Here is a 21509-nt window from a genome sequence, read left to right on the forward strand (position 1 = left end):
TTCTTCCTAAGAAACTTTGTGGGATGCGGATAGTGAATCGCTCTGAAATCCCGCACTACGCTTATACTTGACCGTTATGTGTAATTTTAGCCGCAAACGCAGTTAAAACAAAAAGGCTCCGAATTTCGGAACCTTCTTTTTATCATTTCATTTTTCTAAAAAACTTGTACAACAAATCGATTTTATTTGAACAAAGAATTGGCATTGCTTCAAAAAGGGTTTCTTCATCCCATTCCCACCATTTCATTTCCTGCAATTTTTGGATGTCATCATCACTAAATCTCTTTTTTATCAATTTGGCTGGATTTCCCCCTACAATTGAATAAGGTTCAACATCTTTTGTAACCAAAGCACGACTGCCAATAACAGCTCCATCTCCTATCTGAACTCCTGGCATTATCATAGCTTCACTACCAATCCAAACATCATTCCCAACAACTGTATCTCCTGCTTTTTGAAATCCATCTTGGCTTTTACTGAAAACATCAAATTCAGACATATAAAAAAATGGAAAACTGGAAATCCAATCATATTTATGACCTTGATTACCTGCCATTATGAAACTTGCACCGCTCCCTATTGAACAATAAGAACCGATAATTAGTTTATCGACATCATTCCTGTCCGGAAACAGATAACGAGCACAATCGTCAAATGAATGACCGTGATAATAACCAGAATAATGTACGTTTTCAAAGAAGTTGGACATCTTAAGTAGAGAGTAATTTACAAAATATTTGCGGCTTTAAAGCGCTGATGATTCCTTCTTCTTTTCTGCATAGATTTCTGTTTTAAAATTTTACGTTGTTCCAAGATTTTGTGATGTGTTCCGTTGTACACACTTGCCGGTGTACAGTTGTTAAGTGACTCATGGTAGCGTTCATTGTTGTAGTACTCAATGTACTCGTCTATGGCACGCTGAAGATCAGAGAAGCTGTAGTAGTGATGTAGTTTTACTACGTTTTTCATTGATCTGTGGTAGCGCTCTATTTTTCCTTGCGTTTGTGGATGCATAGGCGCTCCATGAACCTGAGTAATGCCCTTTTCCTTCATAAAAGACTTGATGTCATGGGAGACGTAGCACGATCCGTTATCAGATAAGATCTTAGGGCGTCTGTCATTTGGGAGCCCTGTCTTTTCAAGGGCAGCTTCTACATTACGTGCCACATCTGGTGTCTGCATAGTTGAGCATAGCTCATGATGTATGATAAACCGTGAGTGGTCGTCCATAATGCTGGAGAGGTAATACCAGCCAACTCCCACAACCTTGAAGTAGGTAAAGTCCGTTTGCCACATCTGATGGATGCGGGTGGTCTTGTCCTTGAACTCGTTAGCCGCCTTAATCAGGATGTGGTTGGGGCTAGTAATCAAGTTCGCAGCCTTGAGTATCCGGTATACAGAACTCTCAGAGATGAAGTGTCCATTATGGTCTGTCATAAAGGTAGCTACCTCTCTAGGAGAGTCGTCCGCACGTTCTAAAGCGACCTCAATGACTTTGCTCTTGTAGCTTTCTGGGATTTTGTTCCAGGTGCTACGGCTTTTCTTGTCTTCCAGCGCATCAGGTCCGCCCTCTAGGTACTTGTTGTACCAGTTATAGAAAGTTGACTTACTCACGCCTAGTTCCTTTATCGTTCGCTTAAGAGGGAGTTCAGACCGCTCTGCGATCTGAATGATCTCCATCTTTTCATCTTTTGTGTATCTCATGTAGCGCTGATAAGGATCTATTCCATGCCCTTCGAGAGCTTTTTTAAAAAGCGGTTGCGCAACATCTGTTCTGCTAGTGCTTCCTTGAGCTCTGCATTTTCATTGCGCATGGCGTTTACTTCATCCGAGTCTGCTTCACGCTTGGTGTCCCCATTTAAACGGGCTTTGCCAGCTTCCATAAAAGCTTTGCTCCATTTATAGTATACAGACTGTGCTATACCCTCTCTGCGGCAAAGCGCTGCTATAGACTCTTCTCCGCTCATGCCTTCCAATACTATGGCAATCTTTTCTTCTGGGTTAAACTGACGCTTGGTACGTCGTTTTACATCCTTGATAATGGCCTCTGATTTCTTGGGCCTTCCTGGTCCTCTTTTCATTTTGACTAAAGTGTTGGGAGACTCTCTGATCACTCTTAAAGTCTCCATTAAAAAATACTAACTTTAGTCCAACTTCCGCTGACGCCTTACAACTTAATAATATATTTTCTGTTGGTATTTGTGGTTAGGTCAGTTTTGTTGTGGAAGAAGACAGGAATTAATCCATTAACCTTTAACAAAACCGATGATGCTCACGGATTCAACGGTAAAATATTCACGATAATATCCATTCTCGAGTTGTTAATAGTCGGGTTATATGCCTTCAAAAATGAGTGGTACGAATATTTACTCCCTTTTTGGTATTTAGAGAATGAAACTTTGCAAAAAATTGGTTGGGGTTTTCTAATTGTTTCTTTGATTCTTGTTTGGATTGCACAAACCCATATGGCAAATTCTTGGAGAATAGGAATTGATGAAGAAAACAAGGCTAAACTCGTGACGAACGGAATGTTTTCAATTTCAAGAAACCCGATTTTTCTTGGAATAATGGTTGCGAATATCGGTTTGTTTCTGATAATACCAAATGCGTTTACCCTATTGATAATCTCACTATCAACAATAAGTATCAATACTCAAATTCGATTAGAAGAAGAATTTTTAAAGCGAGAATTTGGGAAAGATTACGAAGATTACGCAAACAAAGTAAGAAGATGGATTTAAAAAAAAACTGGCTACAACAACGGCTATAGCATATGCCCTGAGGGACACGTGCCATAGCCAAACCGTTAGGTAGCATTACGAAAAAACAAACAAATGGAATATACGGTTAATGACCACTTGATAAATAAAGAACCAATAGTTTCCAAAATCTACGAGAAACTAATAACCGAATGCGAAAAATTTGGAACAGTAACTCAATTACCTAAAAAGTCAAGCATTCATTTGGACAGTAAATCGGGATTTGCTGGAGTTTACTCACGGAAAAACTACCTCTTGTTGAAAATTCACACAAACTTTGAAATTGAGAGTGAAAGAATACAAAAAATTGAAAAAATATCTGCTAACAGATTTAAGCATATAGTTAAATTGGAAAAACTTAATGATGTTGACAAAGAATTGATAAGTTGGCTAAAATCTGCCTACGAATTAAAAAGTTGAAAATATGAATAATATTATCAAAGGTTTGATTGCTGGGACAATTTTTGGAATTACCTCAATAATACCAATGTTCTTTATGGAATTTGAAGATAAGCAAAAAGCAATTATTGCTTCATTTGTAAATAGGTTTTCTATTGGGTTTATTATTTTCAACATTGACTTGCCAATACAGGGTTGGTTGAAGGGATTAATAATTGGCGGAGTAATGAGTTTTCCAGATGCTTTGATAACGAAGGCATTTAAACCAATAATGGCATTGGGGTTAATTGGTGGGCTGATTTGCGGATTATTAACCTAAAAAAGTAAAAAAAACGCTACCTAACACTGTGTATATGTCATAGCCACCTATCGGCAGGCTACGCCACATACACGCGACCGTTAAAAAATACGAACTCAAATGGAATTAATAGTCCACCATAAAATTTCGGACTTGTATAAATCGCTGAATTTACCAATTGAGCAAGAAATGGACTTTACGATTCATTTTTTACCTGCTATTCATTCTAAAACACCTTTTAAATCACCAGTTTTTAGAGCCGATTATTTTTCTTTTGTATTTATAAAAGAAGGTTCTGGAAAATATACCATTGATGATAAAATATTTCCTTTTGATTCACAAACCATATATTTTACAAATCCCGGACATATTAAATCCTTTGAAATAGAAAACTCTAAAGACGCCTATATTATCACATTAACAGAGAGTTTTTTAAGAGAGAATGTTCACCCAGATATTTTTGGTGAATTTCCGTTTTTATTAGCAGAAACAGTTCCACCAAAAAAAATGTTGCAGAATGACTTTAGTGAATTTGAAATTCTTTACAAACAAATATTCAAAGAGTTCAAAAAACAATCTGAATACAAGAACAAAATTCTTGGAAACCTTTTTGTTGTATTACTTCTAAAAATAAAAGAAAATTTTTGGCTATCGTACAATCCATTAGAAGAAGGAGGAAGAAATTCTCAAATTGTTAAATCCTTTAAAATTTTATTGGAACGAGAGTTTAAAATAGCAACTTCAAAAGGACTAACTATCGCCTTTCAAGTACAAGATTATGCCAACGAATTAAATTTACACCCAAATTATTTAAATTCTGTAATAAAAAGTAAAACAGGTAGAACTGTAAACGATTGGATTTCTAAACGAACATTGTCAGTAGCCAAATCATTGCTCAAAAACACTACCTATTCTTCAAAGGAAATAGCGTACAAATTAGGATTCAGTGAACCCACTCATTTCAGTCGGTTTTTTAAAAAACACACACAAATTTCACCAACTACATTCCGAAAATCTAACCAATAGTTGTAAATCTTTGAAATTGGTCATTTCTTGTTTAATTAAGGTTATATAAAATACTTCCTTTTGACTCAACTTTGCTCTATAAATTTTAAAACATAGAACAATGGAACAAAGAATATTGATTACAGGAGCAAGTGGAGGATTTGGATTTTTAACTTGCCAATCTCTTATTGAAAAAGGATACAAAGTTGTTGGAACAATGCGTTCAACCAAAGGGAAAAATGAAAAAGTTGCTGATTCTCTAAAATCAATTGGCGTTCATTTAGTAGAAATGGATGTTACCAATGAAGAAAGCGTAAACAAAGGTGTTAAAAACGCTATTGATTTATTAAATGGTTTGGATGTTTTGATTAACAATGCAGGAGTTGGTGTATTTGGGATGCAAGAACATTTTACACCAGACGATATGAAATATGTGTTTGATGTAAATGTTTTTGGCGTTCAGCGTGTAATGCGAGCAACTTTACCACATTTTAGAAAACAAGGAAAAGGAACAGTAATCTATACTTCAAGTTTGTTAGGTAGAATGACTTTACCTTTTTACGGTGTTTACAATGCTTCCAAATGGGCATTGGAGGCTATCGCAGAAAATTACAGAACAGAGTTATCTGCATTTGGAATTGAATCTAGTATTATTGAACCAGGAGGTTTTCCAACAACATTTATGGAAAACTTAAAAAAGCCTAGCGACAACAGCAGAGACGAAGCCTATGGTGACTTTATGCAAGCACCAAAAGCTATGTTTGATGGATTTGAACAGGCTTTAGAAGCAAATACAGAGCAAAGGCCACAAAAAGTTGCAGATGCCATTACAAATCTTATTGCGATTCCTTACGGAGAAAAACCTATGCGAACTGTAGTTGATTATATGGGAATGGGAGAACACATTACCAATTATAATGAAATGTTGGACAATGTAACTTTTGGAATTTATTCTGCTTTTGGAAATGAAGGAATGTTGAAAATAAATAAATAAAATGGAATTTACTGTTAAAGAGCAAATCATTGAAATAGTTCATAAACTGTTTATCTATACGGATAATCAAGAATGGAAAAAACTTCAAAAAGAAGTGTTTTCAGAGCTCGTTGACTTTGATATGTCCTCACTTGGTGGAGAAATTTCCAAGAAGAGTTCTATTGACATTTGTAATGAATGGAAACAAGGATTTGAAGGTATAGATTCCATAAACCATTTAGCAGGAAATCATTTGGTTAAAATCAGCAATAATTCGGCAGAAGTTTTTATTTACGCAACTGCTACACATTTTAAAGAATCGGCAATCAAAGGAAAAACTCGAGAATTTGTTGGGAGTTACAATTTACATTTAGTTAAAAATATGAAACGATGGAAAATTGACAAATTCAAGTATAATCTAAAGTATATGACTGGAAATCTCGATTTGAAATAAGTATTGAGGAAATGGAGTAATAACTATTGCCAACAACGTATATAAAAAAATAGCGGTTTTGGGGCTAACCTGAACCGCTTTTGCCTTTATTTAAGTATATTGCTTTCCGAAAAGTTAGTGCTCAAAAATCCGCTACTTTTCATATACAAGACCGTTAAATAAACAACTCCTTATAAATCTCCATTGTGGACTTGTTGTAGCTCCAATTCTTCCACGCATACTTTAAAGCTTCTCGTCCAATGTCGGTGCGTAATTGAGCATCAGTAATCAATTTCTGTAATTGCTCTTTCCACTCATTTTCATTTTTCGCAAGCATGCCATTTTCACCATGCTTGATGATTTCAGAATAAGGAAAAAGAGAAGAACTTATCATAGGAATTGCAAAAGCAGCAGCCTCCAAATACTTTACAAATGATTTTCCTTCCGTATTAAATAGATGGTCGTTCATGGGGTGAAGTATTACATCCAAGGCGAGCTTATTCAACTTAGTGGGATATTCTAAAAAAGACACTGGCTTCACGAATTTGAAAGTTAAATCACCAAGGCTGTTTTCGTCTTTGAGTTTTCCATTCCAACCAAAAATGAAGAGTTCCGCATTTTGGTCTTTCAATACTTCCTGCAAAACAGGTAAAATGCTTTTAACATCTTCCGATTGTGAAGGATTGGTAATGATTCCCAGTCTTACAGTTTTACCATTATTCTTGTTGATTTGAGGAACTTCGGCATAAGCTTGATTAGAAAGTAAGTTGGGAACAAAAGCAAACATCGGATCCGAATCAGGAAAAGCGACTTCCAACTTATCTTCAATGGCTTCCAATATTCCATTGGTTGGAGCTGTTATCGCATCCATTTTGGAAAGGTTCTCCAATAGCTTATCCAGTTGCTCTTTTGGGTACTTTTTTATTCCGGGATGATAGTCAGGAAAATTGAAATAATGACAATCAATATCCATTACAAACTGAATGCGGTCATTAATGGAAACAATACCTTCAATGATGGGTTGAATATCTGTAAAGAAGGTAGGAAATACGATGTAGTCAGCCCAACGAATTAATCGTTCATCAACCGGAGTATCGTATTCATCATGCTTTTTGTTGAAGTTCCATTTGTGAATTTGATTCACAACAGCTTTATGCGACTTGGTTTTATTGAGCTCCAAAGCAGGTGCAATCATTCTGTAATAACCCGAAGCATTCATACAAGGAGCCACATACAGCACATGCACTTTTTCAGCTTCATCTTGTAGTTCAGGGTATTTTTCCTCGAAGGAAAGGGAGCTGTTTAATCGCTCCAATAGTTCTTTTAAATTTCTCATGAGTTCACGTCTTTTTTTACCGGGGTTCCCTCGAAATACTTTTCAATCTCGTTACCGGTTTGTTTGTCATAAATGATGGCAGCATCGGCTTTTGTGCCGTATTCCGTTACTTTCTTTCTAAGTCTTGCTAAACCTAAATTTCGGTCCAGGAACTTGGAATACTTGTGCTTCCAGTCCAATGACCATAGCGTTCTTACATTGCCATCTTTGAAATAGATGAGCAGTTTTGAAAGGGAATCCCTTTTTAATTTCCAACCTTCTTTGGGTGCTGTCATGGTTTAAATTGTTTTATTAATGTTTTCAATGGAATAAGGCTATGGTGCTTTTCACCATGGCATAAGAAAACCTTTACCAGGTTGTCTTGAAGCTGAATTTTAGCATTGACCTTTTCAGGTGGGATAGCATGAGCAATGGCGAGATGCTGCAAATAATCACTCACTCGCTTCTCAACAATAGGCTGTAAACCTAATGCCGTTGCCATACCATCACCTGCAAAAAAGTCGATTAATTCAGGTGTGGGAATAGCATAGAGCATTTCTATTTCTGTGATCAATCGGGCTTTACATTGTTTGTTTTGCAAGCCGATTTCTACAATCATATCTTCTTTAGAAAGTCGATAATTCTTGGATTGCACCTGAAAATAGCCCTGTACATTGCTAATGACTTTCTTTTCATAGCCAAAAACATCTATGGTTACATTCTCCATATAGTTTTTAAGGCTCTCTTTGATTCCTTTTTTCTTTCCTAGCATATCTATCTGATTTGATGAATAACTTCCGGTTTGAGCACCGCAGCATGAAATAGGTGCAATAGAGATTGATCGCCCAGTTTGCCGATTCGTGTTTCGCATTCTCGATACACCTGAAGCGAAGACTTTCGATTGGAATCTGTTTTTTTCTCGTTGTTCAAATACTTTTTGATTTGAGCATGGAGAATGAGTTTTTTGCGGACTTCCTCTTTGCGTTCCAAGTGTTTTTGAAGCCACTTTTTGGTTCCGGTGAATCCGGAAGGGTTATTGGTGTCGAAATAGCGATATGGAAGTTGCACAAAACGCTTTTCGGGATCCTTGGCAACAAAATCTCGAACGAGGTAAACCCGTTCGCAATAATTTTGATGCACATTGGATAAAAACTTGTCGGAAACAGGCTCATACCACTTGACAAGCATCTCTTTGGCTTGGTTTTCCTGAAATTCAGTCAGAAAAACATCCCTGTACAAAAGGTTTTTCGCCAGTTTCCACAAGCTTTCTGCATAAAAATTAAGGGAAGTGCTGCGAGCCGAACCGTCCTGTTGTTTCCAGTTTTGTTCATTATTGGCTCGCTTTCGCACTTTTCCCCCGGTATCTTTAGAAATTTTCGCAACTTTTCCCCCGGTGTTTCCAGTTAAAATGTTTCCAGTAGGGTAACCTGCTTTATTTAAAATTTCCGTGAGCGATAGCGAACTCCGATTTCTTTGGTTGCCAGTTCTTCTCTGATCAGGAGATGAACCGTTGGAGTTATCTACACCTATTATTAAATTATTTTTATTGTAACTATTGTTTCTAGTGTATGTATGAGGACAATTTGTCGTACCCTCATTTTTAATTGATTGATTTTCAAGGTCTTTTTGTTTTGCTTCCTGCAACTCCTTTTCGGCTTCCAAAAGGTCTTTTCGACACCTTGCTAACAGTATTTTAGGGTTTATCAACAATTCATATCCGCTATTGCTTCCGCAAAACTCCTTGCCTGTGATAATATCTGCTTCTTGTAGTTTGATGATATGTCTTTGAATGGTTCTTGGGCTTACCTTGACCAATCCTGCTAATTGAGAATTGTTTGTTTTTAGAGCCGGCAGGTTTTCAGCCGTTAGCTCCATAATGCCATTTGCCTTGATTAAAAAGGCTCCGTAAATGCGAATGATTTCCTTGGCGGTTAGCAGTACACTTGCTTTGATCTTATCCGATAAAGCCTCATGTGAATCGTTGTGGTATTCCACGAACTGATCCAGTGCTTTATAGGAGATTGAATAATTGATGACCAACATGATGATATATTTTAAATGACATGAGCTATCGCTCGATATATTCCGAAGGGTTTTAAGTCCAGGTTCGTGGCTTGTCTTACCAACCTGAATCGCTTCACCCAAATAATTTCTTGATAGGATGTTGTAATGTCTGCTGCATCGAATTGAGCAACATAAATTTGAAGACCTTGCTTATAGAAGGGTAAAGGATTTTTATAAAGCATACAGCCCAGTTCAGATTGGAAGCTGTGCCATTCACCGTTCTTTACGCCTTTAGGAAGACTGAATTGCAAGCAATCTTCTTCTAGTGAACGCCCTTCACCAGTCAAAACCTTGAAAAATATGTTAGCAGGTCTGACCATAAGAAGGGTTTGTTTCCTTTACCTGTTCAATCAATGCCTTCAACTCTGAAAGGAAAGCATGATATTTACTATTTTGTATAACTTTCATAAACTGAATTAGTATTCTTTGTTTAGCACTTCTTCGGCATGACGTTTTAATTCGGCACGCTTTTCTTTCATTTCTTGGATGATTAACCAACCTTCTTTCCAAATTTTTTCAGCGAGGTGAAGGCGTATTTCTTCTCCTTCCAAAAACTTATAAATCGTTGGACGTGAGATACCTGTACGGCTTTTTATCATCTGTATTCCTTTCAAAGGAAGCTCATCTTTGAACCCTTTTATTTCTTCTCGTGTAAACATGTTGTAAATATTTTGTAAATTTGTTTACCTTTAATAAATAAAAATATCTATCTTTGCTGCAAAGATATACTAAATTAGTAAACTAATACAAATTAAATTGATAAAAATGGTAAACTATGGTTGATAAAGAAATTACCAGAGAGATGCTGAATGAGCGATATGTGTCTGCAATAGAACATCTTATGCGAGTGCATACGCTAAAAAATCAGCGTGAATTTTCTGCTAAAATGGAAGAGAATCCCACAGTATTCTCTCAAATTAAGTCAGGAAATAGAAATGCCTCACTCACGCAGTTAACTAAAATTGTAAACGATTTCGACCTGAATGCAAACTATTTTCTAAAGTTTGAGAATCAAAAGGAGCCAATCGAATACAGTGAGCTGAACATTAATCCAACAATTTCAGGGGATAATCAGGATGTGATGGTTGGTAAGAATGTTTCCAAAAATGACGGAGTTGTTCATGGAGACTTCTACAATGTAGAGAAGCTAATCAATCAAGCTCCACCGGAGTTAAGAGAACATATCAGACAGTTGCAAACCAAGTATGAGCTGCTAGAAAAGGAAAACAGCAAATTCAAGGACGAAGTCAGCGAATTAAAAAAAATAATCGCAAACATGACTTCACAGCTCAATGACGCACATGCTCAAATCAAAGAGAAAGACGAGCGTTTGTATCAGGCACAATGCGAACTGATTGAAGTTTACAAAAAGAAGAAGTAGGATTATGAAGAGCAATAATCACATAGCAACTGGTCAATCTCCATTGGAGCAACTGCTTTTTTGTTTGCGAAACAAAAAGGTGGACTGTGTTTTATTGTCTTCTGATCAAAATGCAAGCCTTTCATTTATTGATGGTATTAATGAAGCAATTCTATTTCAGGCATCCGATTTTAATTTGAATCAAACTGCCATTCAAAAATTATCGTCATCGCTTAACGAACAAACTAACAGAAATGGTATATGGCTTAGTTATTTAGAAAGCCGTGTGTTGGATGTGTTGGTGAGTGAAAAATCCATCCTTATCACATTTGATAAGAGTGGAAAGCTGATTGAAAGTTTACATGGAATAGGCTGTTTTGTAATCCATCTTGCAGAATTAATAAAGGAGGTTTTTCCGGGAATATACCTTTGGGCAAAGGAATTGAATCTGATAGCCATTGAACAAAAGGAATCTAAAGCTTTGGATTTTATACAAAACAAGAACTACCACAGTGTTAAAGTAATCAAACGCAAAGGTCAGCTTGATAGAGTGGAATGCGAAGAGAAAATGCCTATTGACAAAAGGGTAATTGACATAATGAGAGATGCTGCCTTCCAAAGTATTTCCATCAACCAGGAAGACGGTAAGGCGGTACATATTAATAGAGTTGTAAAACAAAAGTTATGAAAGCTTTGAGAAATATTCAGGCAACATCACAAACACTGGTCTTATCAAAAGATTTGAGGGATTGGCGAAGTGAAGGAAAATGCAAACGAGAGAAAATGGATCTCATGCGGAAACGTATCGAAAAATTCTAAAAGCAGAAAAAATGACACCGGAGAGACTTAGAGCTTTTCCGGGATTTGAAGAAATAAAGGAAGATGAAGCAAAACATGTAATTGAAACTTTAGAGTGTTTTTGTGGAATCATTGTAAAACATATATCGAAAAAAGAAGATTATGAAGAACCTTGATATTTTTAAGCCATTTGCGAAGCAATCAAAAGGGCAGTCGATAAATACTGATGGAAAAGCAGTAATCTACACAAGGGTATCGACCAAAGAACAAGCTGAAAACAATGCCAGTTTAGAAACTCAAAAGAAGTATTGTTTAGAATTCGCAAAGCGGAAAAATATTGAAGTAATAGAGTATTTCGGTGGAACCTACGAATCTGCCAAAAGCGATGAAAGAAAGCAATTTCAGAAGATGCTGACTTTCGTTAAAAGAAGAAAAGACATTTCATACATCATCGTATATTCTTACGATAGATTTTCAAGAACTGGAGCAAACGGAGCTTATATCAGTGATACATTAAAGCAGCAGGGAATTGTAACACTTTCAGCTACTCAGGAAGTGGATGCCATGACCGCAGCAGGATCCTTTCAACAAAACCTGTACTACATGTTTAGTCAATTCGATAATGAATTGAGAAGAGACAAGTCGGTATCAGGAATGCGTGAGAAACTTCGAAAAGGATATTGGATCGGAACTATTCCATTTGGCTACACCAATCTTAATCCGGGTAAAGGAAAAGAACAGGACATTGTAATCAATGAAGACGGAGAATTATTGAGACATGCATTTATATGGAAGGCAAACGAAGACATAACCCACAATGAAATCTCCGACCGATTAGCTAAGAAGGGATTAAAGGTAACAGCCAAGAAATTGAGCGACCTTTTTAGAAACCCATTCTATTGTGGTTTAGTAGTAAGCTCTCACATCCCCGGAGAAGTAGTAGAAGGAAAACATGAGGGCTTAGTATCAAAAGAAATATTCCTGAAGATTCACAAACTATTAAACAAGCGTGGATACGGAGAGAAACGCAATGCAGATTGCGAACACCTTCCTTTAAAGCAATTCGTTCGTTCAGCAGATTGTGACACACCTTACACAGGCTATTTGGTTAGAAAGAAAGGTTTATACTATTACAAGAACAACCGAATCGGAGCAAAAGAAAATAGAAGTGCCAAAGTGATGCACGAGAAGTTCACAGACCTTTTGAAGAACTATCAAATTCAAGATAAGAAATACATCGCCCCGATGAAGGAGATCATGTATTACACTTTCAAGGCTGAACATGAAGCAAAAATTCAAGAGACCGCAGTTCAGCAAAAACAAATATTAGAACTTGCAACCAAGCTAGAAAGATTGGAAGAGCGATACGTTTTTGAGGAAATCTCACAAGGTCAATACGAGAAGTTCAAGCAAAAGCTAGAAGCCGAGAAGTACGAAATTGAGGAAAGTTTGTATAGCAATGGTTTTAATTTATCGAACCTTGAAAAAGCCATTGATTTATCATTGAAATATTCCCTAAAACTCCCTGAATTGTGGGATTCTGGCGATTTAGAGGTAAAGAGAAGTATTCAAAAAATGGTGTTTCCGGACGGGATTCTGTATGACTTCAAAAATGACGATTATCGAACCACAAGAATAAATTCAATTTTCAGCGTAATCCCTTCATTATCAGTAAAAAACAAGCATAAAAAAAACGGGAATAAAACTGAAAATTCAGATTATTCCCGTTTAGTACTCGAGGCGGGAGTACCAATCGTTTTATTTTCCTTAAAACCTATTTAAACGCTCAAATACTGTGTTTATTGATGATAATAAATCAATTTAAATTGATTAAATTTATATATCGGATTTTTTTTGACACCAAATATGACACCAATTTTATCCATTTAAATCTATTTCAACGCTGATGCAAGTTATCTACTATATAATTGAGAGTAAGTTGGATAAACAAGGCAACGCGCCTATTTTCTATAGTATCACTTTTGGTGGGGAAAGAATTCGACGTAAGATAAAAGGGGTGAAAGTAATGCCTAAGGATTGGAATGGAAACTTACAACGGGTCAAGCCGCCATTGAAAAAAGAACCTTATAACTATCATATTGAATACAACAAAACAATTGAAGAACTTGATCAAAAATTAAAAACGATTTTTCGATTAATTCTCTTAAACGAAATAGTGCCAACTAAAGACTATATACTGGATAAACTGGATGATAAGTCGCCAGTTGAAATAACTCATAACTTCATTGATTCGTTTCAAGAATTTATTGATACATCAAAAATCACAAAGGCTGAAAGAACCATTAAATCTTATGTGACTGCCTTGAACGTATTTAAGGATTTCAGCGAAAGGAAAAAATATCCCCTGCGTTTTGATACCATTAACAAGGAGTTTTTTGCGAAGTTTCAGGAATTCTGTTTTGTAGAAAAGAAAACAAAAAACAATTATTTCTCAAGGTTAATTACAACGTTAAAAACATTTATGCGGTGGGCCATGGAAAATGATTACCATGAAAATTTGGACTTTTTGAAATTTCAAGCTCCAGAAGAGGAAATTGAGGTAATTTATTTGACCCTTGATGAATTGATGAAACTGTACCATCACGATTTTGAAAAAGAGAAATTAAGTAGGGTTCGGGATGTATATTGTTTTGGATGCTTTACAGGCTTAAGATTTTCGGATTTAAAAAACCTTAGGCCATCAAACATCATGGAGAACGAGATTAAGCTTAACATTCAAAAGACCCGGACCATAGATCATCGGATTCCATTAAACGAATATGCAAAATCCATATTACAAAGATATCGGGATACGATATGGGAACCTCTGCCCATAATCTCCCCGCAAAAATTCAATTCTTATGTCAAGGAATGCTGTCGATTAGCAGGAATTGATACCCCCACTTCTATAACACGGTATCGAGGTACAAAACGATTGGATAAGACCGTTCCAAAATATGAGCTTATAACAAGTCATACTGCCAGAAAAACGTTTGTGACCAATAGTCTGGTTTTAGGTATGAAGGAAATGGTAGTACGAAATATTACGGGACATAAAAAGGAAGAAACCTTTCGGCGTTATGTCAAAATAGCTGAAAACCTTAAGCAGGAGGAAATGTCCAAGGCGTGGAACAACATATAATTATTTCCTTCCCATAATTATACTTAGAAATCGGTCAAATAGCTCTATTCCAATTGTATATATAAGATTTTTCTAATAATCCCGTTTGAATAGGACAATTTTCAAACGAATCGCTTTTGGCCAAATCCCTAAATATAGAAGAATCCTTCGATTCGATTATTCTGTTTTTCTTCAGTGACTTCCAAACCAAAGAGTTCAAGGAGTTCACCAGAATAAAGATTAAAAATCTAAGTCCCTATCAGTACTATCACTTGTTAGGATGGTTACTGGAAAATATCAAGGATGATATCCTCTTGGCCAACTTGGACATAATATTTGATTTTTCTGCCTTGAAACCTAAAAAGTACCTCCCCACTGAACCTAGGGAAGTTGCACCTTCCAATGAACCAGTAGAGGGACCATTACTGCCCGACAGATTTGGAAAGGATTGCATAAAATTCTTCCGAATGGGTTATGGGTCCATCAAATTTTTGCAAGACGAGGTAGACTCTATGGATTCGGTTGATCGATTTTTGTTTCATTATAGGGCCAAGGGATGTCTAATCGAACCTGAAGTCGATTATGAACGTTTGTTGCATTTGATGTCCCTGGAGGAACGGCTTTGCTTTCCTGTCTACGACTTTCCCAATGAGAATTCGCTTCCCTTCTATGGTCATGCCATCAATTACCTTCGTGTGAAGGTAGAAAGGGAAGTAAACTCCTTAAAACTGTCTTTGGATGAATGTCTTTGTAAGGTAGGGGAAAAAATTAAAAAGATGTTTTTGGGCAAATCGAAACAGTCCCTTCCGATGGCATTTATGACAAGGGAAGTAATGGTGTTGCCTTTAGTTGTGGGTTTCGAGCAATGGAAAAGATTGGTCTTGGACTCGCTTCATAACAAAAAGTATTTTCCACTTTTAAAGGCCAGGATATTGTTTTTGTTGGACGAACTTCAACAACTAATCAAGGATAGCTTTTTTCAGGATTTAACCTCCTATGCAAAAAGAAAAGGATTGATTGTCGAGGATAAGGAGATGGGCATTCGGACATTAAAGTCGCTATCACCTCCATTGGTCAGTTCCTATGAATATAGAAAATGGCTGAAAAACCTCAAATTATCGGATTTGAACAAGGAGGTAAAAATAGAAAAAGAGGAATCATCACCATATCAAATCATAATTTCAAAAAATGGGTCGCAATTAAAGCTGAAAAAGGCCTTACTCGAATTTTTTGCATATATAAAATTAAGAATCGACGAAGAGAGGGATAGGGCTTTAGAGAGTTTTATCTATCGTACCTTCTCCTATGAGTACCATGATAAAACGGATTATTCCAAACGAACAGTGAACAACTTTGGATACAAACCAATGACCTTTATTAAGTCGGAACATGCCAAGGACTTTACGAAATTATTACTTTACCTATCCGATAAGGGTTACTTGGTAAGTAACAAGACCCAGATTATCCGTACGCTTGATGATGATATCCACGAAAAAAAGGGCAAGGATGGCTTTAGTTACAGTTCTTTGATACGAATTCCAAGTGATGAACACCACCTATTTCCCGATGATACCCTTAGGAAGAGGGTTCGTTCCATCCTAAGGATTGACGATTAAGTGCACCATCAAAAATTGGATTGCTCCCAAGTATCCCATCATAGGGAACGTTTTAAAAGATTACTGCACTAATTCTGGTAGTGTAACCCAGTTTTTCCAATTTGTCCCCAATTTAGGTATCCGGCTTTTTCATCCGGCTTAAATACACTACATATGGGAAATATACTTTTTTACACGCACACGAAGGAAGATTTGAAAAGAACCGTAAAAATGGTCCTGGAAGAACTAAGTAAAACAGAATTGATTAATGAAACTTCTATCAATCCTGAGGACGACAGGCTCACCCAACAGGAAGCGGCCAAATTCTTAGGTATCTCCGTGACCTCATTGATCAGTTGGAAGAAGAAAAAAATTGTACCCTACTATCAAATAGGACGTGCTATTTTCTTTTCAAAAAAAGAGTTATTGGCACTCGCTAGGAAAAATGAATTTGTAAGAAGGTCACGATATTGATTTTTAATTTTAGTCATTGGTATTTTAGTTTAAATGCATCCATTTAAAACGAAAAAAGATTAAGACAAAAGTCAATCTTATACCTAAACATCATCTATACGGGAAACGTTCTTTTTGAACTGCGAAAAAAATTGTTCGAACAAGCTTGTTTCTCCTAGAATTAGCAGAACTTTATTTGAAGGCTTATCGAAGATTTTATTCGGTATCGCATCTTCATTGGCTAATATGACTTCGTAGGACACTTCATCATTCTGAAATTCAATTTGATTACCCAGAATTCCTATTTCCGAAATCTGGCCTTGCCTATCAAGATTTATTTTTGTAATGTTTTCTTTGATATCAAATTTTTCGAAGTCGGTAATGGGAACTTTAATGAAAAAAAATGGCCTGGAGTTTTCAAAAGACGGACTTACAGAACTAGAGTGCAAATCATAAGACCTGTAAATAGGATATTTCAGCTCGTTCGATGCAATTATGCCAGCAATTATAAAAATTATAAAAAGCAGATTGCCATAACCAAGAAAAAAACCTAATTTTTTTTCTAATAAATCTTGAACCTCCGGACTTCTTATTATGTCATGCTTTTCCTGTGCCATTTTACATTCTAATTTCCGAGTTCAAGTTGATTTCTGATAAGATTAAAGTATTCCTTTTTATTAGCGATGAGTTCGGAATGCGAACCTGATTCTATAATCTTACCTTTGTCCAACACGATGATATTGTCTGCGTTTTTTACGGTACTGAGACGATGAGCGACAACAACCACTGTTTTGTTTTTAAAAATCCTATTAAGCCTTTCCACGATAATTCTTTCGTTTATAGTATCTAAAGAAGAAGTGGCTTCATCAAAAATTAGAAGTTTAGGGTCTTTATATATAGCGCGTGCTATCAGGAGCCGTTGTTTTTGCCCTGAACTAATTTGAGTGCCTTCAGCCCCGATTACGGTTTCGTAACCCAAAGGGAGTTCTGACACGAAATCATGTATGTTTGCTATCCGAGCTGAACTTAAAACCGATTCAAGATCATAATTATCCATCCCAAAAGCTATATTTTTAGCTATAGTGTCATTGAATAAATACCCCTCTTGCATTACCGCTCCGCAGTAATCTCTCCATGATTTAAGGTTTAAAGACTCTAGATTAGTGGCCCCGAATTTTATAGAACCTTCTTGAGGGACATAGAATCGCATCAATATTTTTAAGAGTGTTGTTTTTCCGCTACCACTCTCACCTACAATAGCTGTTACCTTGTTTTTGGGAATTTTAAAACTAATATCATTTAATATAATTTTACTTTCTGGAGTATATCTGAAGGTTACATTATTCAAGGTCAAATCCTCGATTCCATTAACAAGAGACTTGCCAATGTCCATATCTACTTCATCATTTTTGTTATGAATCTCCCCAAGTCTCTCCAATGCGATTTTTGCATCCTGAATATCTCGTAGAAAATAAATTATTTGACTTACCGGCGAATTCAGCTGACCCACAATGGATGCAACGGCTAGCATCATACCCAAGGTTATTTCTCCTTCGATTACCAGTTTTGCACATAGAACAGTTATTAATATGTTTTTTAATTCGTTGATTAGCATAGAACCGCTGGACTGCTTTTGTTCCAGTGTGAGATTTTTTATTCCTACCTTAAAAAGATTGATTTGGATTTTTTCCCAACCCCATCTCATTCTAGTCTCGGCATTGTGCAACTTGATTTCCTGCATGCCGTTGATGATTTCGATCACCTTGCTTTGTTCCTTGCTGAATTCCTTGAATCTTAAGTAATCCAGTACCTTCCTTCTTTTGAAAAAATGCAGTGTCCATAGGAAGTACAACAAGGTGCCAATTATGAATACAATGAAAATCTGGATGTTATAATATGCTAGAATTGAACCAAAAGCTAGAAAACTGAAAGTTGAGAAAAATGTGCTCAGTGTAGATGTAGTCAATATTCGCTCCAGTCTTTTATGGTCACCAATCCGTTGTATGATATCACCCGTCACTTTGGAGTCGAAAAAGGCAATTGGTAAATTCATAAGCTTTTGAAAAAAATCGGAAATCAATGAAATACTTATCTTGGTACTAAGATGAAGTAGAATCCATCCCCGCAATATTTCAAGGCCCGTTCTACCAAAAAACACAAAGATTTGGGCTAATAAGACCAAATGCACAAAACCTATATCTTGGTTTTTTATGCCAATATCTACAACGCTTTGAGTTAAAAAGGGGAAAAACAGTTGCAATAAGGTCCCGGCAAATAGCCCCAAAATCAATTGAAAAATTAGTTTTTGGTAATTTTTGAAGTACTTTACTAAAAATTTAAAATTAATAGAGGAGGAATTATCAATATTCTTGATTAGATGAAAGTCTTTATCTGGTTCTATTAATAATGCGATACCACTACAATTATCTTTGTTATTTCTACACCAATGACCAATAAAACCTTCTTTATTAATTTTTAAATGACCAATCGCCGGATCCATAATATAGAAACAGTAGTTTTTTATTTTATAGAGAACAACATAATGGTTCTGATTCCAATGTAGTATACATGGCAGTTTTACATCAAATAAGTCCGTAAATACTAGTTTTGCGGCCTCCGAAATGAAACCAAGTTTGTGCGCAGCTTTTGTAAGACTGAAGAGACTACTGCCCTCTCTGGTCGTATCCATATAGCTCCGTATTATTTCGATATCTACTTGCTTATCAAAATATAGGAGCAAGGATTTCAAACAACTGGGGCCACAGTCATTCGACTCTCGTTGTTTAAAAAAAGGAACTTTATGTTTTTTAATTCTATACCTCATTTGAAAAAAGCCAAGGCCTTCCTAAACCTTGGCTTTCAATTACTAGATACAACAACCATTTGATGAATACCAAAATTCGCATGATGGACTCGGTGTACTCAGGCCACAACTTGGGTTATAACCATGGTTCATAGGATAACAGCAATCGTTTGCTGGATCACAACAATTCCTGTATGCACCTGCTGAACCACCAAAAATGTTTTTCTGCTCCTGATTGCTCAGAATTTTGAAGCTTTTAATTTTTTTCATCGTAATTAAATTTAAAATTATTTTTGCCTTGAACAGTTAGGGACACTCAAGGTTTATGTCCATCTTTCGCGAAAAGATATTGTTCATGCCGAATTCTTTGAACCATATGTAATCGGCATTTTTTATACTGCTAGTTGTAGTTCCATGTTTTGTAAATCAATAAAATCGCTTAAAACGAGTGGTAAGTCCGAAATATCATATTGTTTTGGAAGTGGGGCCCCATTTATAAGAACATAAGGCGTAAAAAATATTTGGTTTTTAGTACACCACTCTTTTTGTTTTTCTAATAACATATCAGCCTTTTCTAAAGTAAGTTCTTCTACTTTCGGTGATTCTTCAAGCCAATTCAACATTTCCTTTTGACTACCCCTAAGAATATCTAAAACTGGGGCTACCTGCTTCTTCGGTATTTTTTCATATAATGCAGTCAGTTGTTTAGCTATTCTATAGCCTAAGCTGTCGGTATTCTTTGTATCAGCCGAAAAGCGTATGGTCAAACCTACATGCTCGGGAAACCTTTCTACAGCAGTTCTTAGAACCGGATAGGCGCTCTTGCAATAACTACAGGTTGGATTAGTAATCATAACGATTTGGGTTTTAGAAGCTGGATTTCCTATTTTAATTTCATTGTAGGCTTCTAAACTACCCCCATCCATTAATCTACTGGCACTATTGTATGCAAGTATGAAAAGCTCGAAATTCGATTTGAACTTATAATATTTGATTTTATCAGTTGCCAATTCTATATAACTCGAAATGAAATTTTTGACAAAAGACCATATAATAATTAGATAAATTAATATAATTACCAAGAATAGAATGGAATTTATATCTGGCCAAACATTAAAATTCCAGAGGTTATTGTTAATAGAAAAAACACCGAACTGAAGCCATAGAATTCCAACAATTGCAAGACACAGTGTGCACCATTTTTCAATGATTAGTTTTTGATAGTATATCGAAAAGAGTGTAATCGGAATCGATAAAATAGCTAAGTAAAATAATATTGATGTATCGATATCGATAATTACTGATACTATCCAGAACAATAAATTAGAACCAAAATAAATGATGGCCAAATCGCCCAATTCGACATTATAAGGCAGGGAAATTTCCTTGGAGTTAATTACCCGGTCACAATCCGTCATACTCGTAAAATGGCATACCTTGTCCAATAGAGGGGACATTCCCCCGAATTGCTTGTTGATTATTAAAATACTTACAAAAAGACCCAATAGAGTTGAAATGAAATGTATCCTTTCCAATGTATTTTCAAGATTCCAAAAAATCAAACCTAACAAAATTAATGTTCCTAATGACAATGCAATTAGTGCAGGCTTAGTTCCTTTGTTCGAGCCAACCTTCTTAGTAAGCTTTTCTACTATTAACACTTTACCATCCCAAATTTCTAAGAACTCATGTATCGTAAGCTTTTTATGGGTGGTATCTTCATAGGTCAATTCTATTGTTGTCTCCCCCTTTTTTGTAACCATTACAAACGCATTGCTTTCCTTTGTCTTGGTTATAAACCGCATTGGTAGGTCGTTCAAATTAGCCGGGGTTTCATCAATTTGAATGGGGTAATTGTTAACTCCAAAATGGTTCAGCACTCCAACTACCGAATTTAGGCTAGGGTAATAGGGATGGCTTAATAATTGAAATCTAAGTTCGCTAGCATTGATTTTAAAATTAAGCTTTGATAAAAAGTTTTTCAAGAACAGAAAAAGCTGGTCATTTTGCATGGCGATTTTAGTTTTTAAGTAAGTAATAATGCTTTTAAATTAGTATTTTTTCTTTATAATATGTAAGAAAATACTTTAATTCTACATTATTTTTGTAATTTCATTTTTATCTGTTGACTTA

General features: G+C 35.9%; 22 protein-coding genes and 2 pseudogenes. 13 read left to right on the forward strand and 11 right to left on the reverse strand.

Annotation, left to right across the window (positions count from 1 at the left end; all coding sequences use genetic code 11):
• Positions 1-142: 142 nt before the first annotated feature.
• Positions 143-685: pseudogene (locus FEK29_RS13690) on the reverse strand (CatB-related O-acetyltransferase); the annotation flags it as partial.
• 41 nt (positions 686-726) lie between these two features.
• Positions 727-2081, reverse strand: a pseudogene (locus FEK29_RS13695) (IS3 family transposase).
• Between the two features lie 138 nt (positions 2082-2219).
• Here FEK29_RS13695 and FEK29_RS13700 point away from each other — a divergent pair.
• From FEK29_RS13700 to FEK29_RS13725, 6 genes are all read left to right on the forward strand, one after another.
• Positions 2220-2741: a methyltransferase family protein gene (locus FEK29_RS13700; protein WP_240042756.1), complete on the forward strand. Its 522-nt coding sequence runs from the start codon at positions 2220-2222 to the stop codon at positions 2739-2741.
• Between the two features lie 93 nt (positions 2742-2834).
• Positions 2835-3179 carry a DUF5655 domain-containing protein gene (locus FEK29_RS13705; protein WP_138259012.1) on the forward strand — a complete coding sequence of 115 codons (345 nt, stop codon included), beginning with the start codon at positions 2835-2837 and terminating at the stop codon, positions 3177-3179.
• Between the two features lie 4 nt (positions 3180-3183).
• Positions 3184-3477: a hypothetical protein gene (locus FEK29_RS13710; protein WP_138259013.1), complete on the forward strand. Its 294-nt coding sequence runs from the start codon at positions 3184-3186 to the stop codon at positions 3475-3477.
• A gap of 99 nt (positions 3478-3576) precedes the next feature.
• Complete coding sequence (locus tag FEK29_RS13715; RefSeq protein ID WP_138259014.1) at positions 3577-4482, forward strand: AraC family transcriptional regulator; 906 nt, start codon at positions 3577-3579, stop codon at positions 4480-4482.
• Positions 4483-4582: 100 nt separating this feature from the next.
• The gene (locus FEK29_RS13720; protein WP_138259015.1) at positions 4583-5455 is read left to right on the forward strand and encodes an SDR family oxidoreductase; all 873 of its coding nucleotides are present in this window, start codon (positions 4583-4585) and stop codon (positions 5453-5455) included.
• Position 5456: 1 nt separating this feature from the next.
• Positions 5457-5888, forward strand: a complete 432-nt coding sequence (locus FEK29_RS13725) for a nuclear transport factor 2 family protein (RefSeq protein WP_138259016.1) — start codon at positions 5457-5459, stop codon at positions 5886-5888.
• Positions 5889-6042: 154 nt separating this feature from the next.
• Here the strand turns inward: FEK29_RS13725 and FEK29_RS13730 are convergent, their stop codons facing one another.
• The 6 genes from FEK29_RS13730 to FEK29_RS13755 all read right to left on the reverse strand — a co-directional run bounded on the left by FEK29_RS13730 (position 6043) and on the right by FEK29_RS13755 (position 9905).
• Entirely contained in the window at positions 6043-7182 is a 1140-nt protein-coding gene (locus tag FEK29_RS13730; RefSeq protein WP_161595361.1) for a glycosyltransferase, read from the reverse strand.
• Between the two features lie 17 nt (positions 7183-7199).
• Positions 7200-7478 (reverse strand): hypothetical protein, encoded by a 279-nt coding sequence (locus FEK29_RS13735; protein WP_138259018.1) that lies wholly within the window; start codon positions 7476-7478, stop codon positions 7200-7202.
• The gene (locus FEK29_RS13740; RefSeq protein ID WP_138259019.1) at positions 7475-7954 is read right to left on the reverse strand and encodes a hypothetical protein; all 480 of its coding nucleotides are present in this window, start codon (positions 7952-7954) and stop codon (positions 7475-7477) included. Before FEK29_RS13740 ends, FEK29_RS13735 begins: the two co-directional genes overlap by 4 nt.
• A 2-nt stretch (positions 7955-7956) precedes the next feature.
• Complete coding sequence (locus FEK29_RS13745) at positions 7957-9225, reverse strand: hypothetical protein (protein ID WP_240042757.1); 1269 nt, start codon at positions 9223-9225, stop codon at positions 7957-7959.
• 11 nt (positions 9226-9236) lie between these two features.
• Positions 9237-9566, reverse strand: coding sequence for a hypothetical protein (locus FEK29_RS13750; protein ID WP_138259020.1), 330 nt, complete (start codon positions 9564-9566; stop codon positions 9237-9239).
• Positions 9567-9662: 96 nt separating this feature from the next.
• Positions 9663-9905: a hypothetical protein gene (locus FEK29_RS13755; protein ID WP_138259021.1), complete on the reverse strand. Its 243-nt coding sequence runs from the start codon at positions 9903-9905 to the stop codon at positions 9663-9665.
• A gap of 116 nt (positions 9906-10021) precedes the next feature.
• On the opposite strand from FEK29_RS13755, the gene FEK29_RS13760 reads away from it, so the two are divergent.
• The 7 genes from FEK29_RS13760 to FEK29_RS13785 all read left to right on the forward strand — a co-directional run bounded on the left by FEK29_RS13760 (position 10022) and on the right by FEK29_RS13785 (position 16594).
• Positions 10022-10627: a hypothetical protein gene (locus tag FEK29_RS13760; protein ID WP_138259022.1), complete on the forward strand. Its 606-nt coding sequence runs from the start codon at positions 10022-10024 to the stop codon at positions 10625-10627.
• Positions 10628-10631: 4 nt separating this feature from the next.
• On the forward strand, positions 10632-11294 hold the full coding sequence (locus FEK29_RS13765; RefSeq protein ID WP_138259023.1) for a hypothetical protein: 663 nt from the start codon (positions 10632-10634) through the stop codon (positions 11292-11294).
• A 142-nt stretch (positions 11295-11436) separates the two neighbouring features.
• Positions 11437-11580, forward strand: a complete 144-nt coding sequence (locus tag FEK29_RS17990) for a hypothetical protein (RefSeq protein ID WP_161595362.1) — start codon at positions 11437-11439, stop codon at positions 11578-11580.
• Positions 11567-13186, forward strand: coding sequence for a recombinase family protein (locus FEK29_RS13770; protein WP_138259024.1), 1620 nt, complete (start codon positions 11567-11569; stop codon positions 13184-13186). Before FEK29_RS17990 ends, FEK29_RS13770 begins: the two co-directional genes overlap by 14 nt.
• A 124-nt stretch (positions 13187-13310) precedes the next feature.
• Positions 13311-14546, forward strand: coding sequence for a tyrosine-type recombinase/integrase (locus FEK29_RS13775; protein WP_138259025.1), 1236 nt, complete (start codon positions 13311-13313; stop codon positions 14544-14546).
• 116 nt (positions 14547-14662) lie between these two features.
• A complete protein-coding gene (locus FEK29_RS13780) occupies positions 14663-16141 on the forward strand; it encodes a hypothetical protein (protein WP_138259026.1) in 1479 nt (492 codons plus the stop codon).
• A 153-nt stretch (positions 16142-16294) separates the two neighbouring features.
• On the forward strand, positions 16295-16594 hold the full coding sequence (locus FEK29_RS13785) for a helix-turn-helix domain-containing protein (protein WP_138259027.1): 300 nt from the start codon (positions 16295-16297) through the stop codon (positions 16592-16594).
• A gap of 83 nt (positions 16595-16677) precedes the next feature.
• Here the strand turns inward: FEK29_RS13785 and FEK29_RS13790 are convergent, their stop codons facing one another.
• The 3 genes from FEK29_RS13790 to FEK29_RS13800 form a co-directional block, all read right to left on the reverse strand.
• The gene (locus tag FEK29_RS13790) at positions 16678-17190 is read right to left on the reverse strand and encodes a hypothetical protein (RefSeq protein ID WP_138259028.1); all 513 of its coding nucleotides are present in this window, start codon (positions 17188-17190) and stop codon (positions 16678-16680) included.
• A gap of 8 nt (positions 17191-17198) precedes the next feature.
• Positions 17199-19397 carry a peptidase domain-containing ABC transporter gene (locus tag FEK29_RS13795; protein ID WP_138259029.1) on the reverse strand — a complete coding sequence of 733 codons (2199 nt, stop codon included), beginning with the start codon at positions 19395-19397 and terminating at the stop codon, positions 17199-17201.
• A 371-nt stretch (positions 19398-19768) separates the two neighbouring features.
• On the reverse strand, positions 19769-21388 hold the full coding sequence (locus FEK29_RS13800) for a vitamin K epoxide reductase family protein (protein WP_138259030.1): 1620 nt from the start codon (positions 21386-21388) through the stop codon (positions 19769-19771).
• Between the last annotated feature and the right edge of the window lie 121 nt (positions 21389-21509).

It is taken from the genome of Maribacter aurantiacus (assembly GCF_005780245.1).
GTDB classification, from domain to species: domain Bacteria; phylum Bacteroidota; class Bacteroidia; order Flavobacteriales; family Flavobacteriaceae; genus Maribacter; species Maribacter flavus.